General features: G+C 67.6%; 12 protein-coding genes, 1 pseudogene and 1 riboswitch. Of the genes and pseudogenes, 4 read left to right on the top strand and 9 right to left on the bottom strand.

Going from position 1 to position 17,395, the window contains the following annotated elements; translation table 11 throughout:
• Positions 1 to 108: 108 nt before the first annotated feature.
• The 3 genes from JO059_RS04245 (at position 109) to gcvP (ending at position 4,583) form a co-directional block, all read left to right on the top strand.
• Positions 109 to 603: a bifunctional nuclease family protein gene (locus JO059_RS04245; RefSeq protein ID WP_293314860.1), complete on the top strand. Its 495-nt coding sequence runs from the start codon at positions 109 to 111 to the stop codon at positions 601 to 603.
• 233 nt (positions 604 to 836) lie between these two features.
• Positions 837 to 1,466, top strand: coding sequence for a MerR family transcriptional regulator (locus JO059_RS04240; RefSeq protein WP_293314859.1), 630 nt, complete (start codon positions 837 to 839; stop codon positions 1,464 to 1,466).
• Positions 1,467 to 1,491: 25 nt separating this feature from the next.
• A riboswitch (glycine riboswitch) is annotated at positions 1,492 to 1,589 on the top strand.
• Between the two features lie 132 nt (positions 1,590 to 1,721).
• Positions 1,722 to 4,583 (top strand): aminomethyl-transferring glycine dehydrogenase, encoded by a 2,862-nt coding sequence (gene gcvP / locus JO059_RS04235; protein WP_293314875.1) that lies wholly within the window; start codon positions 1,722 to 1,724, stop codon positions 4,581 to 4,583.
• Between the two features lie 133 nt (positions 4,584 to 4,716).
• On the opposite strand, the gene JO059_RS04230 is transcribed toward gcvP, so the two are convergent.
• The 8 genes from JO059_RS04230 to JO059_RS04195 form a co-directional block, all read right to left on the bottom strand.
• On the bottom strand, positions 4,717 to 6,714 hold the full coding sequence (locus JO059_RS04230) for a substrate-binding domain-containing protein (protein WP_293314858.1): 1,998 nt from the start codon (positions 6,712 to 6,714) through the stop codon (positions 4,717 to 4,719).
• A 67-nt stretch (positions 6,715 to 6,781) separates the two neighbouring features.
• Positions 6,782 to 8,971, bottom strand: coding sequence for a malate synthase G (locus JO059_RS04225; protein WP_293314857.1), 2,190 nt, complete (start codon positions 8,969 to 8,971; stop codon positions 6,782 to 6,784).
• 182 nt (positions 8,972 to 9,153) lie between these two features.
• Positions 9,154 to 10,203 (bottom strand): hemolysin family protein, encoded by a 1,050-nt coding sequence (locus JO059_RS04220; RefSeq protein WP_293314856.1) that lies wholly within the window; start codon positions 10,201 to 10,203, stop codon positions 9,154 to 9,156.
• Entirely contained in the window at positions 10,200 to 11,570 is a 1,371-nt protein-coding gene (locus JO059_RS04215; protein ID WP_293314855.1) for a hemolysin family protein, read from the bottom strand. Before JO059_RS04215 ends, JO059_RS04220 begins: the two co-directional genes overlap by 4 nt.
• Positions 11,571 to 11,774: 204 nt before the next feature.
• Positions 11,775 to 13,223 (bottom strand): GuaB1 family IMP dehydrogenase-related protein, encoded by a 1,449-nt coding sequence (locus JO059_RS04210; protein ID WP_293314854.1) that lies wholly within the window; start codon positions 13,221 to 13,223, stop codon positions 11,775 to 11,777.
• Between the two features lie 61 nt (positions 13,224 to 13,284).
• Complete coding sequence (gene gndA / locus JO059_RS04205) at positions 13,285 to 14,751, bottom strand: NADP-dependent phosphogluconate dehydrogenase (RefSeq protein WP_293314853.1); 1,467 nt, start codon at positions 14,749 to 14,751, stop codon at positions 13,285 to 13,287.
• A 100-nt stretch (positions 14,752 to 14,851) separates the two neighbouring features.
• On the bottom strand, positions 14,852 to 15,802 hold the full coding sequence (locus tag JO059_RS04200; RefSeq protein WP_293314852.1) for a M56 family metallopeptidase: 951 nt from the start codon (positions 15,800 to 15,802) through the stop codon (positions 14,852 to 14,854).
• A gap of 14 nt (positions 15,803 to 15,816) precedes the next feature.
• Positions 15,817 to 16,233 carry a BlaI/MecI/CopY family transcriptional regulator gene (locus tag JO059_RS04195; RefSeq protein WP_293314851.1) on the bottom strand — a complete coding sequence of 139 codons (417 nt, stop codon included), beginning with the start codon at positions 16,231 to 16,233 and terminating at the stop codon, positions 15,817 to 15,819.
• Between the two features lie 328 nt (positions 16,234 to 16,561).
• Here JO059_RS04195 and JO059_RS04190 point away from each other — a divergent pair, with 328 nt between their 5' ends.
• Positions 16,562 to 16,990, top strand: a complete 429-nt coding sequence (locus JO059_RS04190) for a PaaI family thioesterase (RefSeq protein ID WP_293314850.1) — start codon at positions 16,562 to 16,564, stop codon at positions 16,988 to 16,990.
• 8 nt (positions 16,991 to 16,998) lie between these two features.
• Here the strand turns inward: JO059_RS04190 and JO059_RS04185 are convergent.
• Positions 16,999 to 17,395 (bottom strand): annotated as a pseudogene (locus JO059_RS04185) (NAD(P)/FAD-dependent oxidoreductase); the annotation flags it as partial.

Genomic DNA, 17,395 nt, shown 5'->3' with positions numbered 1-17,395 from the left:
TCTTTCGACAGCTTGGTATTCGGCGGCGACGGGAAACACGGATGTGCGACCGCGCCGTCGCGCCTACTGTGAGTGAGAGCATGGCGGCATATGCGGAGGGCAGACACAATGGGTGAAGTTCGTGTTGTCGGCATTCGCGTAGAGCAGCCACAGAACCAGCCGGTGCTGCTGCTGCGCGAAGCCAACGGCGACCGGTACCTGCCAATCTGGATCGGCCAGTCCGAGGCCGCCGCGATCGCGCTTGAGCAGCAAGGCGTGGAACCGCCTCGTCCGTTGACGCACGACCTGATCAGGGATCTCATTGCGGCGCTTGGGCATTCGCTGAAAGAGGTGCGGATCGTCGATCTGCAGGAAGGCACGTTTTATGCCGACCTGGTCTTCGACCGGAACATCACGGTATCGGCGCGACCCTCGGACTCGGTGGCGATCGCGCTGCGGGTCGGCGTGCCGATTTACGTCGAGGAGGCCGTGCTCGCTCAGGCCGGCCTACTCATCCCCGACGAGAGCGACGAGGAGGCCGACACCACGGTCCGGGAGGACGAGGTCGAGAAGTTCAAGGAGTTCCTCGACAGCGTTTCTCCCGACGACTTCAAAGCCACGTAGACGTGGAGTACGGCAGCGACATCACGGATGTATCTCATCTGGCATGGCGATGTCGACACGCTGACGGATAGCGCACCCAGTTAGGCCCGCGACGGCCATACTTTGATCACGACTTGAGGCACGGCGGCTATCGAAAAGCGTAAGCTCTCTAGCACTCGGGCCTGAGCAACGTGGCTGCCGCGCAGCCAGAAACGCAGCTGAACACCAGAGCGCGATCGGCGAGAGGAACCACCGTGAGCGAGCAGCCACGCCAAGAGCAGCTGGACCTGGGTGACCGCGCGAACGCCGCGAGCAGTGACCGCGAGGTGACCGCACCGAGCGCGCCGGTGCAGCCGGGACTTTTTCCCGACGATTCCGTTCCCGATGAGCTGGTCGGCTACCGCGGCCCCAGCGCATGCCAGATCGCCGGCATCACTTATCGGCAGCTCGACTATTGGGCACGCACGTCGCTGGTGGTGCCGTCGATCCGCAGCGCGGCTGGGTCGGGCAGCCAGCGGCTCTACTCGTTCAAGGACATCCTGGTTCTCAAGATCGTCAAGCGGCTGCTCGACACCGGTATCTCGCTGCACAACATCCGGGTCGCGGTCGACCATCTGCGTCAGCGCGGCGTCCAGGATCTGGCGAACATCACCTTGTTCTCCGACGGCACGACGGTGTACGAGTGCACCTCGGCCGAAGAGGTAGTCGACCTGCTGCAGGGCGGGCAGGGTGTATTCGGCATTGCGGTGTCGGGCGCCATGCGCGAGCTGACCGGCGTCATCGCCGACTTCCACGGTGAGCGCGCCGATGGCGGCGAGTCGATTGCCGCCCCCGAAGACGAGCTGGCGTCTCGCCGCAAGCATCGCGACCGCAAGATCGGCTGACCCCCGGGTAGACTGGTCGACGCATCCCATTCGCGCGGGAGAGTCCCGTGGCCGCCAGCCACGGGCGCCGAAGGAGCAACACCTCTCCGTCAACCTCTCAGGCACCCGGACCGCGCGGGCCAACGATGCCTCTGGAAAGCGGTGGCGATCGGTAACGCGATCCCCACCCGCCGATGGGGAAAGGCGCTGAGACGGACGTTCGGCGCCGAATCTCTCAGGCGCCTGGCGAACGGTGAAGACAGAGGGAGAGGGCGAATAGTCCTTTCCTGCGTCAGGAGTCTCACCGTGTCTCAATCGTTCGCAACCCGGCACATCGGCCCGGACAGTCAGGCCGTCGCGGCCATGCTTGCCGTCATCGGCGTCGAGTCGTTCGAGGAGCTGGCCGCCAAGGCGGTGCCCGCGGGCATCCTCGACAAGCGCACCAACGGCGGCGCCGCCCCGGGCCTGGACGGGTTGCCGCCGGCCGCCAGCGAGACCGAAGCGCTGGCCGAGTTGCGGGCGCTGGCCAACGCCAACACCGCGGCCGTGTCGATGATCGGGCAGGGCTACTACGACACGCTCACGCCCCCGGTGTTGTTGCGCAACATCATGGAAAACCCCGCGTGGTACACCGCCTACACGCCCTACCAGCCGGAGATCAGCCAGGGCCGGCTGGAGGCGCTGCTGAACTTCCAGACGATGGTCGCCGACCTGACGGGACTCGAGGTCGCCAACGCCTCGATGCTCGACGAGGGCACCGCCGCCGCGGAGGCGATGACGTTGATGCACCGCGCCGCGCGCGGCGCGACGAACCGGGTCGTCGTGGACACGGACGTGTTCGCGCAGACCGCGGCCGTGCTGGCTACCCGGGCCAAGCCGTTGGGCATTGAGATTGTCACCGCGGACCTGCGGCACGGCCTGCCCGACGGCGACTTCTTCGGCGTCATCGCGCAGCTGCCGGGCGCCAGCGGCCGCATCACCGAGTGGGCAGGATTGGTGGCGGACGCGCACGCCCGGGGTGCGCTCGTGGCCATCGGCGCCGACCTGCTGGCGCTGACGTTGATCACGCCGCCCGGCGAGATCGGCGCCGACGTCGCCTTCGGCACCACCCAAAGATTCGGTGTCCCAATGGGGTTCGGCGGTCCACACGCGGGCTATCTGGCGGTGCACACCAAGCATGCCCGTCAGTTGCCGGGGCGGCTGGTCGGCGTCTCGCTGGATGCCGACGGTTCACCGGCCTGCCGGCTGGCGTTGCAGACGCGCGAGCAGCACATCCGTCGCGACAAGGCAACCAGCAACATCTGCACCGCGCAGGTGCTGCTGGCGGTGATGGCCGCCATGTACGCCACTTACCACGGCGCTGAAGGGTTGACCGACATCGCCCGCCGGGTACACGCCCACGCCGAGACCATCGCCGCCGCGCTGGGCTCGGCAGCCAACACAGCGCTGGTGCACGACAAGTACTTCGACACCGTGCTGGCCCGGGTGCCCGGGCGCGCCGACGAGGTGCTGGCCGCCGCCAAAACAAGGGGCATCAACGTGTGGCGCGTCGACGATGACCACGTCGCGGTGGCCTGCGATGAGGCGACCACCGACCAGCACGTCGCGGCCGTGCTCGATGCTTTCGGGGTGACGGCCGCCGAACCCGTGTGCGCCGGCATCGCCAACCGGACCTCGGAATTCCTCACGCATCCCGCGTTCACGCAATACCGAACCGAAACGGCGATGATGCGCTACCTACGCACGCTGGCCGACAAGGATGTCGCCTTGGACCGCAGCATGATTCCACTCGGCTCCTGCACCATGAAACTCAATGCCGCGGCCGAGATGGAACCGATCACCTGGCCGGAATTCGCCCGCCAGCATCCCTTCGCACCGGCATCCGACACAACCGGGCTGCGTCGTCTGATCGCCGACCTGGAGAGCTGGCTGGTGCAGATGACGGGTTACGACGCCGTCTCGCTGCAGCCCAACGCGGGCTCGCAGGGCGAGTACGCGGGCCTGCTGGCGATCCACGATTACCACGCCAGTCGCGGCGAACCGCACCGCGACATCTGCCTGATCCCATCCAGCGCGCACGGCACCAATGCGGCCTCGGCGGCGCTGGCGGGATTGCGGGTGGTCGTGGTGACCTGCCGCGAGAACGGCGACGTCGACCTCGACGATCTGCGGGCCAAGGTGGCCGAGCATGCGGATCGGCTGGCGGCGCTGATGATCACCTACCCGTCCACCCACGGCGTTTACGAGCATGACATCGCCGACATTTGCGCGGCCGTACACGACGCCGGCGGCCAGGTCTACATCGACGGTGCCAACCTCAATGCGCTGGTCGGTCTGGCCCGGCCGGGGAAGTTCGGCGGCGACGTCAGCCACCTGAACCTGCACAAGACGTTCTGCATCCCGCACGGCGGCGGTGGGCCGGGCGTCGGGCCGGTGGCGGTGCGTTCACACCTGGCTCCGTTCTTGCCCGGTCACCCGTATGCCGCCGAGTTGCCGCAGGGTCATCCCGTCTCGTCGGCGCCGTACGGGTCGGCGTCCATCCTGCCGATCACCTGGGCGTACATCAGGATGATGGGCGCCGACGGCCTGCGGGCTGCCTCGTTGACCGCGATCGCCTCGGCCAACTACATCGCCCGCCGGCTCGACGAGTATTTTCCCGTCCTCTACACCGGCGAGAACGGGATGGTGGCCCACGAATGCATCCTGGACCTGCGCGGAATCACCAAGTCGACGGGGGTGACCGTCGACGACGTTGCAAAGAGACTGGCGGACTACGGTTTTCACGCGCCAACCATGAGCTTCCCGGTCTCGGGCACGCTGATGGTGGAGCCGACCGAGAGCGAGGGCCTGGACGAGGTCGACGCCTTCTGCGAGGCCATGATCTCAATCCGGGGCGAGATCGACCGTGTCGGCGCGGGGGAGTGGCCGGCCGACGACAATCCGCTGCGGGGCGCTCCCCACACGGCTGAGTGTCTGCTGGTCGCCGAGTGGGATCATCCGTACACCCGGGAGGAGGCGGCCTACCCGCTGGGCAAGCACTTCCGGCCGAAGGTGTGGCCACCGGTGCGTCGCATCGACGGTGCCTACGGGGACCGCAACCTGGTCTGCTCGTGTCCGCCCGTGGAGGCGTTTGCCTAATTGGCCTCCCATTCGCGAGCGTCACGCCAGTGCGAAATCCGTTCTCATCAGTTGAAGCCGATGGATTCGTTCACCGTCGCGAGACTAATGCCGCTGCGAAATGCGGCGTCTTACAGGCGCGTTGAGGTCGGGGCTAACCCAGAAAAGTGTTGATCGCCGCGGCGATGTCGGGGGAGGCCGACGTGTTGAGGTTGCGGTAACTCCCGCCGCTGAGCTGGGCGACGGCCTCCCAGGTGGCCCGGTCGGGATCCGCGCCGAAGTCGATGACGTTGACGGCGATCGGTTTGGCGGGGTCGGCGGCTTTGCGGATGAAATCTTGCAGCCCCGGCCCGTCCAGGGTTTGGTCGGTGTGCGGCCCGGTCGTGATCACCAAGATCGAATTGGCTTGGCCGGCACGGTAATTGGCCTGCATGTCTTGGTAGATCAGCCGCAGCGTGGTGAACGAGACCGCGCCGCCGGCCGACGAATACTGCTTGTCCAGCGCGGCCGCCAGCGCCGCCGCGCGCGGCTGGCCATTGACCGGGTCACCGAGCGGCCCGCTCGGCACTTCCGAGCGACCCTCGTGGCCGTCAAACGTCCACAAGCCCACTGCCGCGGTCGGCGGCAGCGACCTGAACTTGTCCTGCAGCGCGCCGATGACGTTGGCCAGCCGGGTCTTTCCGCCTTCCTGGGTGGGCATGGACTGGTCGAGCATGACGGTCGCGGCCAGTCCGGTCGACGGGGCCACCATTGCTTCGGCCAGCGTGGCGCGCATTCCATCGTCGCCCACCGACAGGGTCGCTGGCAGCGCGGCGAAACTCACCACCTGGCTGCTGGGCGGTTTGACGCCGTTGACCCGGAAGCCCGCCTTGGCCAGCTTCGCGAGTTGCTCCGGTTTCTGCATGAAGCGGGCGAATTCGCTGGCCGCTGAGGTCTGCTCCTGCGTCAGCCATGATCCGCTCAGCTGCACCGTCGGATAGTCGGCCACCGGCGCCGGCCCCGGCGGTAGCCAGGAACCCAGGATGCCTTTGGCATCCGGCAGCGACTGGCCGCGCTGGAAGAGCTGCTGCTCGGTGGTGAGCACCGCGTGCACCGGAGCCGCTGCCACGTCAGTGGCCCCGATCAGTGCGTTCATCGCGTCCGTCAACGAGTTGTTTGCCAACTTCGGTTGCGCGCTCAACAGCGTGCGCACTGCGCCGGTGCCCTGGGTTACCGGTGCACCCGCGGGAACGGAGGCCGCTGCCACCGCCTCGCCGGCCAGTAAGGACGCGTCACCGTTGCCGGTCATGGGCAGCGCCAGTCTCAGCGATCCCCACGTCGGCAAATTCAAGCCGGCCAACGAGTTTGGATTGGTTTGCAGAGCCGGCAGCGCCGCCCAATTCTGGTTTGCCAGGGCCGGCGCGAGCTCCGGCCGGACGGCGAGCACCACCGGCGATGTCACCAGGGAGCGGCTCTCGGTGATCACCTTCTGGCCCCCGGCCGCGGCGAGGCGCGCCGCAGAGATCGAGCTGCCCGGGATCCACAAAGCCGGCTGGCCGCCCAACTCGGCGGGCCACTTCCCGATTAGACCGCTGACCACGGCATCGGAGCCGGCCGGTTTCACGCCCACCACCATGCAGTGGTCACCTATCGGGCCGGCCGACGAGTTGTAGGCCTCCGCGGACTGCTGCACGTAATCGGCGATCGACGGGTCGGCGACGACGGCGACAGATTCCTTGCCTCCCACGCAGCGCACGGCGGCACTGTGCGAGCGGTGGGACAGCGCGTCACCGAAGAAGCTCCACAGAATCACGGCGCCAACCACCACGACGACAGCGACGAGGGCGACGATCACGCCGATGCTGACCCCGCGGCGCCCGCCCTCACTGCGATGCCCGCCGCGCCAATCGCCGAGTCCCCGATGCCCGCCAGGGGTCGGCGGCGGGGGGTAGGCCGGCGGCTCAGAACTCTGCGCACCGGCCGAACGCGGCGGGAATTGCGGATAGTCATCGGCCGGGACGCCGTCGTCCTCCTGCCCGCGGTAATTCTCGTGGCCGCTGTAATCGGCCCGCGGCTGTGCCGCCTCCTCGTGAAGGTACTGATCGTCGGGAAGGTCCTCGGCGAAGGGTGCGTCGGCGGAATCCTCGGGGTCGGGCATGCTGTGCCTACCCATACCGCTTTCCGCCGCCTTTCCGTCGAATGTCAGCCATCAGCCCGCACTACCGCATGTCGACCGACTGTCAGCCGGCGGCGGCGCGGGCCTTGAACTCACGCCGACGCCGATGCAGGATCGGCTCGGTGTAGCCGTTGGGCTGCTGGGTTCCGGACAAGATCAATTCTTCGGCCGCCAGGAAGGCGATGCTGTCGTCGAAGTTGGGTGCCATCGGACGGTATGCCGAGTCGCCCTCGTTCTGGCGGTCCACCATGGGGGCCATCCGTTCGAGGCTGGCCCGGACATCCTCGGTGGTGATGACGCCGTGGCGCAGCCAGTTCGCCAGCAGCTGGCTGGAGATCCGCAGCGTGGCCCGGTCCTCCATGAGCGCCACGTTGTGGATGTCGGGCACCTTCGAGGATCCGACGCCCTGGTCGATCCAGCGCACCACATACCCCAGGATGGACTGACAGTTGTTGTCGACCTCCTCGCGGATCTCCTCGGGGGCCCAGGCGAGTTCCTTGGCCAGCGGAATGGTCAGCAGCTGGTCGATCGAGACGCGCTTCTTGCCCGCCAGTTCCTTCTGCACCGCGATCACGTCGACCTTGTGGTAGTGCAGCGCGTGCAGGGTGGCCGCCGTGGGCGAGGGCACCCAGGCGGTGCTCGCGCCCGCTTTCGGCTGGCCGATCTTCTGCTCGACCATGTCCGCCATCAGCTCGGTCATGGTCCACATGCCCTTGCCGATCTGGGCGCGGCCGGCGAACCCGGCGGCGAGACCGGTGTCGACATTGTTGTCCTCGTACCCCAAGATCCAGGGCTGCGTTTTCATGGCACCCTTGCGGACCATCGGACCGGCCTCCATCGACGTGTGGATCTCGTCGCCGGTGCGGTCCAGGAAGCCGGTGTTGATGAAGACGATCCGGTCGGCCGCGGCCTGGATGCATGCCTTGAGGTTCAGGGTGGTGCGGCGCTCCTCGTCCATGACGCCGACCTTGAGCGTGGTCTGCGGTAGGCCAAGCACGTCCTCGACCCTGCTGAACAACTCGGTCGTGAACGCCACCTCGTCCGGGCCGTGCATCTTGGGCTTGACGATGTAGATGGACCCGGTGCGACTGTTGACCAGTGGACCGTTGGCGTCGGTGGCCTTGAGCCCGTGGACGGCGCACAGGCCGGTGAAGAGCGCGTCCTGGATGCCCTCGAAGATCGGGTTGCCATCAGCGTCGATGATCGCGTCGTTCGTCATCAGGTGACCCACATTGCGGACGAACAGCAACGCCCGTCCCGGCAACACCAACTCGCCGCCGTCGGGCTTGGTGTAGTGGCGGTCCTGGTTGGGCACCCGGGTGAACGTCTTGCCGTCCTTGTCCACCTCGGCGGCCAGGTCACCCCTCATCAAGCCCAGCCAGTTGCGGTAGGCGCGGGTCTTGTCGTCGGCGTCGACGGCGGCCACCGCGTCCTCGAAGTCGATGATGGTGGTGACCGCGGACTCGCACACGACGTCCTTGATGCCGGCGCGGTCGGTCTTGCCGATGGGGGACTCGGGGTCGATCAGTATCTCGATGTGCAGACCGTTGTTGATCAGCAACACCGACCAGTTGGGGGAGCCGAGCTCGCCGCTGTACCCGACGAACTTCTCGGGGTCGACCAGGCCGGTGGACTCCTCCCCGACGGCGACCTGCAGCCGGCCGTCGTCGATGCTGACGCCGGTCGCGTCCGCCCACGAACCAGACGACAGCGGCACGGCCTCATCGAGGAACTGGCGCGCGTACGCGATCACCCTGTCGCCGCGGACCTTGTTGTAGCCGCTGCCCTGTTCGGCTCCGTCCGTCTCGGGGATCACGTCGGTGCCGTAGAGGGCGTCGTAGAGCGAGCCCCACCGGGCATTGGCCGCATTCAGCGCGAACCGGGCGTTGGTCACCGGCACCACCAGCTGCGGTCCTGCGGTGGTGGTGATCTCGGGGTCGACACCGGACGTGGTGATGCTGAAGTCGTCGGGCTCCGGTTGCAGGTAGCCGATCTCCGTCAGGAATCCGCGGTACGCCTCGGCGTCGATCGGCTCGATGACCCGCTGCCGGTGCCACCTGTCGATCTGAGCCTGCAGCTCATCGCGACGGTTCAGCAAATTCTGGTTCTGGGGGGTCAGGTCGGCGACGACCTTGTCGACACCGGCCCAGAAGGTGTCGGGGTCGATGTCGGTGCCGGGCAGGGCCTCGTTGTTCACGAAGTCGTAGAGCACCCGGGCGACGCGCAAGTTGCCCACCGACACGCGATCAGTCATCGTTCTCCTCCGTAACAGGCCCACCATCGTCGTCAGCCTACCGATCAGCGGCCGGCCGAACGTCATGCGGCCGGCCCGCCCGAGCACGTCCAACGCAGGTCCGGGGCAGGTCTGGCCCTATTTGACTGGCGGCCGTTGCAGATCATACGGGCTTGGGCAAGCCCACCCGGCGCAAGCCGTTGCTATGCGTCGCGCACCGTGCCGACCAGGTCCTCCACCAGATCTTCCATTGCCACCATGGCGACCACGCCGCCGCTGCCGTCGGTCACCAGCGCCAGGTGGCTGTTGCTGCGCCGCATTCGCGACAAGGCATCGGCCAGCGGCAACGACTTGGGAAGCCGGGGCAGCGGCCGCACCAACGCCAGGTCGATCACCGTGTCGGGGTCGTCGTCGAGCGTCAACACGTCCTTGATGTGCAGGTAGCCGATGAACTTGCCGGCGAGATTGACGACCGGGAACCGGGAGTAACCACTCTGCGCCAGCGCTTCTTCGACCGCGCCGACCCTGGGCCCGGAGCCGTCCGCAGCCACCGGTATCGCCCGAACCTCGGCGAGGGGAACCGCCACGTCGCCGACGACCCTGTTGCGGATCTGCAGTGCGCGGGTCAGCCGGGTGTGCTCCTCGGGATCCAGCAGTCCTTCGGACACCGATTCGGCGATCAGCTCGCTCAGCTCGGCCGTGGAGACCGCGAAGTCGAGTTCATCCTTCGGCTCGACGCCCAGCCCACGCAGAGCCAAGGTGGCGCATTTGTTGTAGAACACGATGAACGGTCGAGCGGCCCGCACATAGACGAGGTATGGCGGAACCAGCAGCATCGCGGTGCGCTCCGGGCCTGCCAGCGCGATGTTCTTCGGCACCATTTCACCCAGCAGGACATGCAGCGTCACCACGATCCCCAATGCGATGGCGAACGACAGCGTGTGCAGCAGCGCCGGATGCATGCCGGCCAGACTCAGCGTCGTGCGCAGCAGGTCGGCGACGGAGGCCTCGCCGACCCGGCCGAGCAGCAACGAGGCGACCGTGACGCCCAATTGCGCGCCGGCCAGCATGGCGGGGAGCTGCTCACCGGCACGGATGACGGTGACGGCCCTGGCTTTGCCCTGCTCGGCCAACGCTGCGAGCCGGTCGCGCCGGGCAGAGATCAACGAGAATTCCGCGCCGACGAAGAACGCATTTACCCCGATCAGCAGGGCCGCCAGCAATATTCCCAGCGCCTGGTTCACCGGGCTCATGAGTGACCCCGACCGGCGGTGGTTTCGCTGCGACTACCCAGTTCGGTCAGCTCGAGCAGGTCGATCCGGCGACCGTCCATCTTGACGACGGTCGCCCGCCACCGCGTCGAGCTGTCCGGCAGGCCGTCCGGGTCCAACGCGGTCAGCTCGACCGTTTCCCCGGCCCCCGGGATGTGGCCGATCTCGCGGAGGACCAGGCCGCCGATCGTCTCGTAGGGCCCTTCGGGCGCCCGGAACCCGGTGGCCGTGGCAACCTCGTCGATGCGCAGCAGTCCCGACACCCGCCAGCCGGTGCCGGCCACGACGACGTCCGGGGTGGCGTCGTCATGCTCGTCGCGGACGTCGCCGACGATCTCCTCGATCAGGTCCTCGACGGTCACCATGCCGGCCGTCCCGCCGTATTCGTCGACCACCATCGCGGTCTGCAGCGCGTTGCGGCGGATCTCGGCCATCACCGCGTCGCCATCCAGGGTCGAAGGCACCACCGGAACGTGTTGTGCCAGCGTGGTCAGCAGGGTGCGCCCACGGTCGGCGGGCGGAATACCGAACACCTGCTTGACGTGCACGATGCCGATGGTCTCGTCGAGGTCCCCGTCGACGATGGGGAAGCGGGAAAAGCCGGATTCGGCGGCCGCGGCGACCAGGTCGGCGACCGTTTCGTCGGTCTCCAGCGCGACGATCTTCGACCTCGGGGTCATCAGCTCCTCGGCCGTCAGGGCGCCGAACTCCAGCGACCGTCGCACCAGGGCCGCGGTGGCGGCGTCCAGCGTGCCGCTGCGCGCCGAGGTGCGCACCAGCGACAGCAGCTCCTGCGGCGAACGGGCCGACCGCAAGTCCTCGGCCGGCTGGATGCCCAACTCGCGAACGATCCAGTTGGCCACGCCGTTCGTCAGCCGGATGACCGGGGTGAACACCAGCGAAAACAGCATTTGAAAACCCACCACGGCGCGAGCAGTCGACAGCGGGCGCGCCACGGCGAGATATTTCGGAACCAGCTCGCCGAAGACCATCGACACCGACGTCACGATCACCAGCACCAGGAAGGCGATGATCGCGTCGGCGAGCCGGTCCGGTATTCCGATAGCGCTCAACCCCGGATGCGGCAGGTCGGCCACCATCGGGTCGGTCAGGTAGCCGGTCACCAGCGTGGTCATCGAGATACCCAATTGGGCACCGGACAGTTGGAAGGACAGCTGGTGCTGGGCGCGCAGGATCATGCGGTCGCGACGCCCGCCGCGGCGGGCGTTGGCCTCCACGACGCTGCTGTCCAATGCCGTCAGCGAGAATTCGGCGGCGACGAAGACGGCGGTGCCGAAGATGAGCAGCGCGATCGCCAGCACGCTGATGACCGTGACGGTGACGTTCATGATGGTCTGGCTATTGGTGCGGCCGCGGCTGCCGGGGACGCTGCCGGTCGGCGCTTCGTCTCTACGGCCCCGCTGTGTATTAGGGCCTCGGCGCGTGCCTGCGGCACGTCATCCCTTTCGCTCGATGCCGCGCAGCGCGTTGCCGCGGGGCCTGACAGTCGCGTGAATTCACATGGTAGCCAAGACGCCAAGTAAGTCCTGAGGTCACCAACCCAACGGCAGTGGGTGTCCTTCGGCGAAGCCGGCAGCCGACTGCACACCGACGACGGCCCGCTCGTGCAGCTCGGCGAGCGTGGCGGCCCCGACATAGGTGCACGTGCTGCGCAGCCCGGAGGTGATGTGGTCGATCAGGTCCTCGACGCCGCCGCGGTCGGGATCCAGGGCCATTCGCGCGGTCGAGATTCCTTCCTCGAACAACGCCTTGCGGGCCCGATCGAACGCGGTCTCGTCTCCGGTGCGGGCCACGACCGCGCGTTTGGAGGCCATGCCGTAGCTCTCCTTGTACGGCCGGTCGTCGCGGTCGCGCATCAGGTCACCGGGCGATTCGTAGGTTCCGGCGAACCACGACCCGATCATCACGTTCGACGCCCCGGCCGCCAGCGCCAGCGCCACGTCCCGCGGGTGGCGGATGCCGCCGTCGGCCCACACGTGGGCTCCGAGTTCCCTTGCCGCGGAAGCGCATTCGACGACAGCCGAGAATTGCGGCCGGCCGACACCGGTCATCATCCTGGTGGTGCACATCGCGCCCGGCCCGACGCCGACCTTGACGATGGTCGCCCCCGCCGCCAGTAGGTCACGTGTGCCCGCCGCCGACACCACGTTCCCCGCGGCCAGCGGCACGTCGAAGTCCAGCTCCGAAAGCACCTCCGCCACCAGTTCGATCACTTCGAGCGTCTTGACCTGATGTCCGTGCGCGGTGTCCACGACCAGCACGTCGACACCGGCCTCGGCGAGCGATCGGGCCTTGGCCCCGACGTCACCGCTGATCCCGACGGCCGCCCCGACCCGCAGCCGGCCGCGCGCGTCGGTGGCCGGCGTGTACAAACCGGTGCGGACCGCCCCGGTGCGGGTCAGCACCCCCGCCAGCGTCCCGTCGGGGTGGGTGACCACGGCGACGCCGAGGGGCGTGTGCTCGAGCAGGTCGAAGATCTTGCGCGGGTCGACGCCGACCGGGGCGGTCAGGAAATCACTCACTGCGACGTCGCGCACCCTGGCGAATCGGTCCACGCCCGCACAGGACGCTTCGCTCACCAGACCGATCGGCCGGCCTTCGAAGAGGACGACCGCGGCACCGTGCGCACGCTTGTGAATGAGCGCCATCGCGTCGGACACCGAATCGTCGGGTCCCAGCACCACCGGGGTGTCGAGAACCAGGTCGCGGCTCTTGACGAACTCGACCGTCTGCTGCACCGCCGTGATCGGCAGATCCTGCGGCAGGATCACGATGCCGCCGCGACGCGCCACCGTCTCCGCCATCCGCCGTCCGGCCACGGCGGTCATGTTGGCGACGACGACCGGAATGGTGGTTCCCGAGCCGTCGGCGGTCGACAGGTCGACGTCGAAGCGCGACGCGACCTCCGAGCGGTTCGGCACGATGAAAACGTCGTTGTAGGTCAGGTCGTACCCGGGCCTGTGCCCGTCCAGAAATCTCATCTCGGTCGACTTGCCCCCTTTTCCCCGTCCTACACGGCTGGCCGTGCTGTGAAATGCGCCGTCAGGCTGGCACCTCGCTGCGGTCGCCGCTCCACAGGGTGTGGAACCGCTTGTCCGGGTCGTCGTCGGTGCGGCCGTAGGTGTGTGCGCCGAAGAAGTCGCGCAGCCCCTGGGTGAGGGCGGCCGGCAGCCGCTCGGTGCGCAGCGCGTCGTAGTAGGACAGCGCCGAGGAGAAGCCCGGTATCGGGATGCCCAACTGCGTTGCGGTCACCACGACCCGTCGCCAGCCGTCGATCGCGGCCTCGATCGCGCTGCGAAAGTAGGGCGCCACGATCAGCGTCGGCAGGTCCGGGTCTTCGTCGAACGCCTCTTTGATGCGGTTGAGGAACTTCGCCCGGATGATGCAGCCGCCGCGCCAGATGGTGGCCAGGTCACCGGGCGTGATGCCCCAGTCGTATTCGGCGCTGCCGGCCTGAATCTGATTGAACCCCTGGGCATAGGCGATGATCTTTGACGCGTACAGGGCCTGCCGGACATCTTCGACGAATTGCGTTGCGTCGGTTGGCTTTTCGCCGAGCTCACCAGAGGCCAGCCCGGTGGTGGCCTGGCGTTGAACCACCGAACCCGACAGCGCGCGGGCGAACACCGCCTCGGCGATGCCGGTGACCGGCACGCCGAGGTCCAACGCCGACTTCACGGTCCAGCGGCCCGTGCCCTTCTGTTCGGCCTCGTCGAGGATGACATCGACGAGGGGCTTTCCGGTCTTGGCGTCGGTCTGGCGCAGGACCTGCGCCGTGATCTCCACGAGAAAGCTGTCCAGGTCGCCGGAGTTCCACTCGTCGAACACGTCGGCGATCTCATCCGCAGACTTGCCGAGGCCGTCGCGCAGCAGCTGGTACGCCTCGCCGATCAGCTGCATGTCGGAGTACTCGATGCCGTTGTGCACCATCTTGACGAAGTGGCCGGCCCCGTCGGGGCCGATGTGGGTGCAGCACGGCACCCCGTCGACGTGCGCTGAGATCTCCTCCAAGAGCGGACCGAGCGACGTGTACGACTCGGGGGGACCACCCGGCATGATCGACGGGCCGTTGAGCGCTCCCTCCTCGCCGCCCGAGATACCGGCCCCGACGAAATGCAGGCCGCGCTCGCGCATCGCCTTCTCCCGGCGAATGGTGTCGGTGTAGAGGGCGTTGCCGCCGTCGATGATGATGTCGCCTTCCTCCATGGCGTCGGCGAGCTCGTCGATGACCGCGTCGGTCGGATCGCCGGCCTTGACCATGATCAGCACCCGCCGCGGCTTCTCCAGCGCATCGAGGAACTGGGCAATGTTCTCGGTTCGCACGAAGTTGCCCTCATTGCCGTGCTCGGAAAGCAGCGCGTCGGTCTTGGCGATCGACCGATTGTGCAGCGCCACCGTGTAGCCGTGACGGGCGAAGTTCCGCGCGATGTTCGAACCCATCACCGCCAGGCCGGTGACGCCGATCTGCGCGCTGGCAGTCTTCGAGTCCGACGAGCTTTGATCTTCCATTCCAGGGGGCCTCTCGGTTGGCGAACGTTGCCTGAAGCGTTGCGACCACACTGTGGCACAGCGAAGAAATGGTCCTCCAAGCGGTTTCGGTTCGCGCTGGCTAGAGGTTGAACAGCCGCTGCAGCTCCGTCAGCCACGGTACGGCGAGGGCGATGGTCGGCACCACGAACACGGCGGCCGCCGCCAGATAAGCGGCCGCCGACAGCATCGGGCTGTTGCCACGGCCGGACAATCGACGGACTCGAATCACGGTGCTGGGGCCGCCCGCGGCAAGCGCACCCGACGGCGCCCGGCCGGCCGCGCAGGTGACCAACGCGCGGGCCAGGGCAGCGCGCCCGGTCGCGCGCACGGCGGCGTCATCGGCCAGCAGTTCGACGAGCAGTTGCACCGCGCGCAGCGCGTTGGCGCTGCGGACCAGCCGCGGGAACGCGGCGTGCACCGCGGTGAAGGCCTCGAGCACCAGGTCGTGACGGGCTCGCAGGTGAGCTCGCTCGTGGGTCAGGATGGCCGCGACCTCGGCGTCGGCGAGGGAGTGCAACGCTCCCTCGCTAACCACGACTCGGCTGCGCACACCGGGCAGGCAGTAGGCAAGCGGCTGCGCAACGTCCAGCACCCGCAGGTCGCGCGTGCGGGCGCACGGTTGATTCGGGGCGGCATCGTGTCCGACGGCGACCAGATCGACCACCATGCGGTGATGCGCGCGACGTCGCCGATTGGCGATGGCGACCCGCGCCACCGCAATCATCAATCGGGCGCCGACCAATACGGTCAGCGCGAAGACGCCGATGTAGGCGGTCCACAGCGGCCAGCCGAGCCTGTCGGCGGCCCCGAGAATGCTTGCCGTCGGACGCCCGTCTGGGCCGGGCATCAGCAACCTCGTGGCGATCGCGATTCCCGCGCTGAACGTGGAAAGGACTGCGGCCAGCGCAATGGCCTGCCACAACACCATCGCGGCGCGGGGTGCGCGTAACGGCCACGTCGCTCGCGACAGCAGGGCCGGTGCAGGACCGACCAACAGCACCGCGAGGATGGTGAAGGCCGGCGCGGACACGCTGCTAGTCTCCCTCACTCCTCCGCAGTAGCGCCAGCGGATGGCGTATCGCGTTGGTGAGCTTCCAATTCGGCGAGTGCGCGCCGCAGTGCGTCCGCCTCGTCCGCACCGACCCGCTCGACGAAGTGGACCAGGGCGGCCTGCCGGCTGCCGGAATCCTCGGCCTGGGCCAGCGCGTCGACCATCAGTCCCGCGACGAGCTCGTCGCGGCCATGGACGGGCGCGTACCTGTGGGCACGGTCGTCGCGAATCTGGGAGACCAGGTTCTTCTTGGCGAGCCGCTGTAGCACCGTCATGATCGTCGTGTAGGCGAGATCGCGTCGCGCCGACAGCGCTTCATGGACCTGGCGGACGGTTTGCGGCTCCGGCGTGGACCACAAATGATCCATCACGGCGCGTTCCAGGTCCCCTAACCGGGTCAGCTTGGCCATACTTCTTTCATCTCCATGGGTGTTGACACCAAGGGTACTCCGGCTTACTACCGTCTGTCGTACCCATGCTGGCCTTAAGCTGGCCAACGCCTTTGTGTTCTACGCGGGCCAGTCACCGATTCTACCGAGGGCCGACTTGCCATGTTAGGGCAGCCTTGCCTATCGTAATGGGGTCGAGACACAACGACCGCGAGGGAGTCCTGAGGGCTGCAGTGACCCCCCGGTCTACTCGATCGGCGGGCCCCGTGCCGTGGTTGCATGGGGCCCGCCTGTTTTCGCTGGGCGGCACCCCGCCTCGGCGATCCGGGTTTTCTGATGGTGTAGACAGATGGACGTGCCATCGCCCCAGGACGCGATCGTCCCGCCGAACTTCACCGCGCCCTTCGACGCCGAGCTGGGGCTGCAATACACCGAGCTCGGTCCGGACGGGGTGCGGGCGCACCTGGAGGTCACGCCCAAGCTGCTGCAGCCGATGGGCCTGGTCCACGGCGGCGTCTACTGCTCGATCATCGAGAGCATGGCCAGCGTGGCCGCGTACAGCTGGCTCAATGCGAGCGGTGGGGGCGGAAACGTCGTGGGCGTCAACAACAACACCGACTTTTTGCGCTCAATCAGCTCGGGCATGGTGTACGGCAGAGCCGAACCGATCCACCGTGGCCGCCGCCAGCAGCTGTGGTTGGTCACCGTCACCGACGGTGACGACCGAGTTGTCGCCCGCGGCCAGGTGCGGCTGCAGAACCTCGAGTCCGCCGGTTAGTCCGCCGGTTAGCTCGCCACCTTGCTGGTCGCGGCGGAGCCGCGGGCCTCGGCGGCCAGTTCGGCCAGCTGCTCGAGCCGCGTTCGCGCGAATGCCTGCTGGTCGGTGATCGTCAGCTGACCGCGGCGGGTGCTCAGGAACGTCACGGTCCACGACAGCAGTGTGGTGATCTTGGTCTTGAACCCGATCAGGTACACCAGGTGCAGCACCAGCCATATCAGCCAGGCGATGAAGCCGCTGAACTCGAGCGGGCCGATCTTGGCCACCGCGGAAAACCGCGACACCGTGGCCATCGAGCCCTTGTCGAAGTACTGGAACGGCTCGCGGTCGGCCGGATCGGCCCCGTCGAGTTCGGCCTTCACGGTGTTCGCGACGTATTTGGCGCCCTGGATCGCGCCCTGCGCC

Origin of the sequence: Mycobacterium sp., assembly GCF_019247615.1 — a bacterium.
Taxonomy (GTDB): Bacteria; Actinomycetota; Actinomycetes; order Mycobacteriales; family Mycobacteriaceae; genus Mycobacterium.
The sequence above is the reverse complement of the archived record's forward strand: the minus strand, read 5'-3'. Positions and strand labels throughout refer to the sequence as shown.

Excerpts from the sequence above, each read along its gene's own strand:
- JO059_RS04225 (WP_293314857.1), bottom strand. The coding sequence starts at position 8,971 with ATGACTGATCGCGTGTCGGTGGGCAACTTGCGCGTCGCCCGGGTGCTC.
- JO059_RS04210 (WP_293314854.1), bottom strand. The coding sequence starts at position 13,223 with ATGAGATTTCTGGACGGGCACAGGCCCGGGTACGACCTGACCTACAAC.
- JO059_RS04215 (WP_293314855.1), bottom strand. The coding sequence starts at position 11,570 with ATGAACGTCACCGTCACGGTCATCAGCGTGCTGGCGATCGCGCTGCTC.
- JO059_RS04230 (WP_293314858.1), bottom strand. The coding sequence starts at position 6,714 with ATGGGTAGGCACAGCATGCCCGACCCCGAGGATTCCGCCGACGCACCC.
- JO059_RS04220 (WP_293314856.1), bottom strand. The coding sequence starts at position 10,203 with ATGAGCCCGGTGAACCAGGCGCTGGGAATATTGCTGGCGGCCCTGCTG.
- JO059_RS04245 (WP_293314860.1), top strand. The coding sequence starts at position 109 with ATGGGTGAAGTTCGTGTTGTCGGCATTCGCGTAGAGCAGCCACAGAAC.
- JO059_RS04195 (WP_293314851.1), bottom strand. The coding sequence starts at position 16,233 with ATGGCCAAGCTGACCCGGTTAGGGGACCTGGAACGCGCCGTGATGGAT.
- JO059_RS04190 (WP_293314850.1), top strand. The coding sequence starts at position 16,562 with ATGGACGTGCCATCGCCCCAGGACGCGATCGTCCCGCCGAACTTCACC.
- gndA (WP_293314853.1), bottom strand. The coding sequence starts at position 14,751 with ATGGAAGATCAAAGCTCGTCGGACTCGAAGACTGCCAGCGCGCAGATC.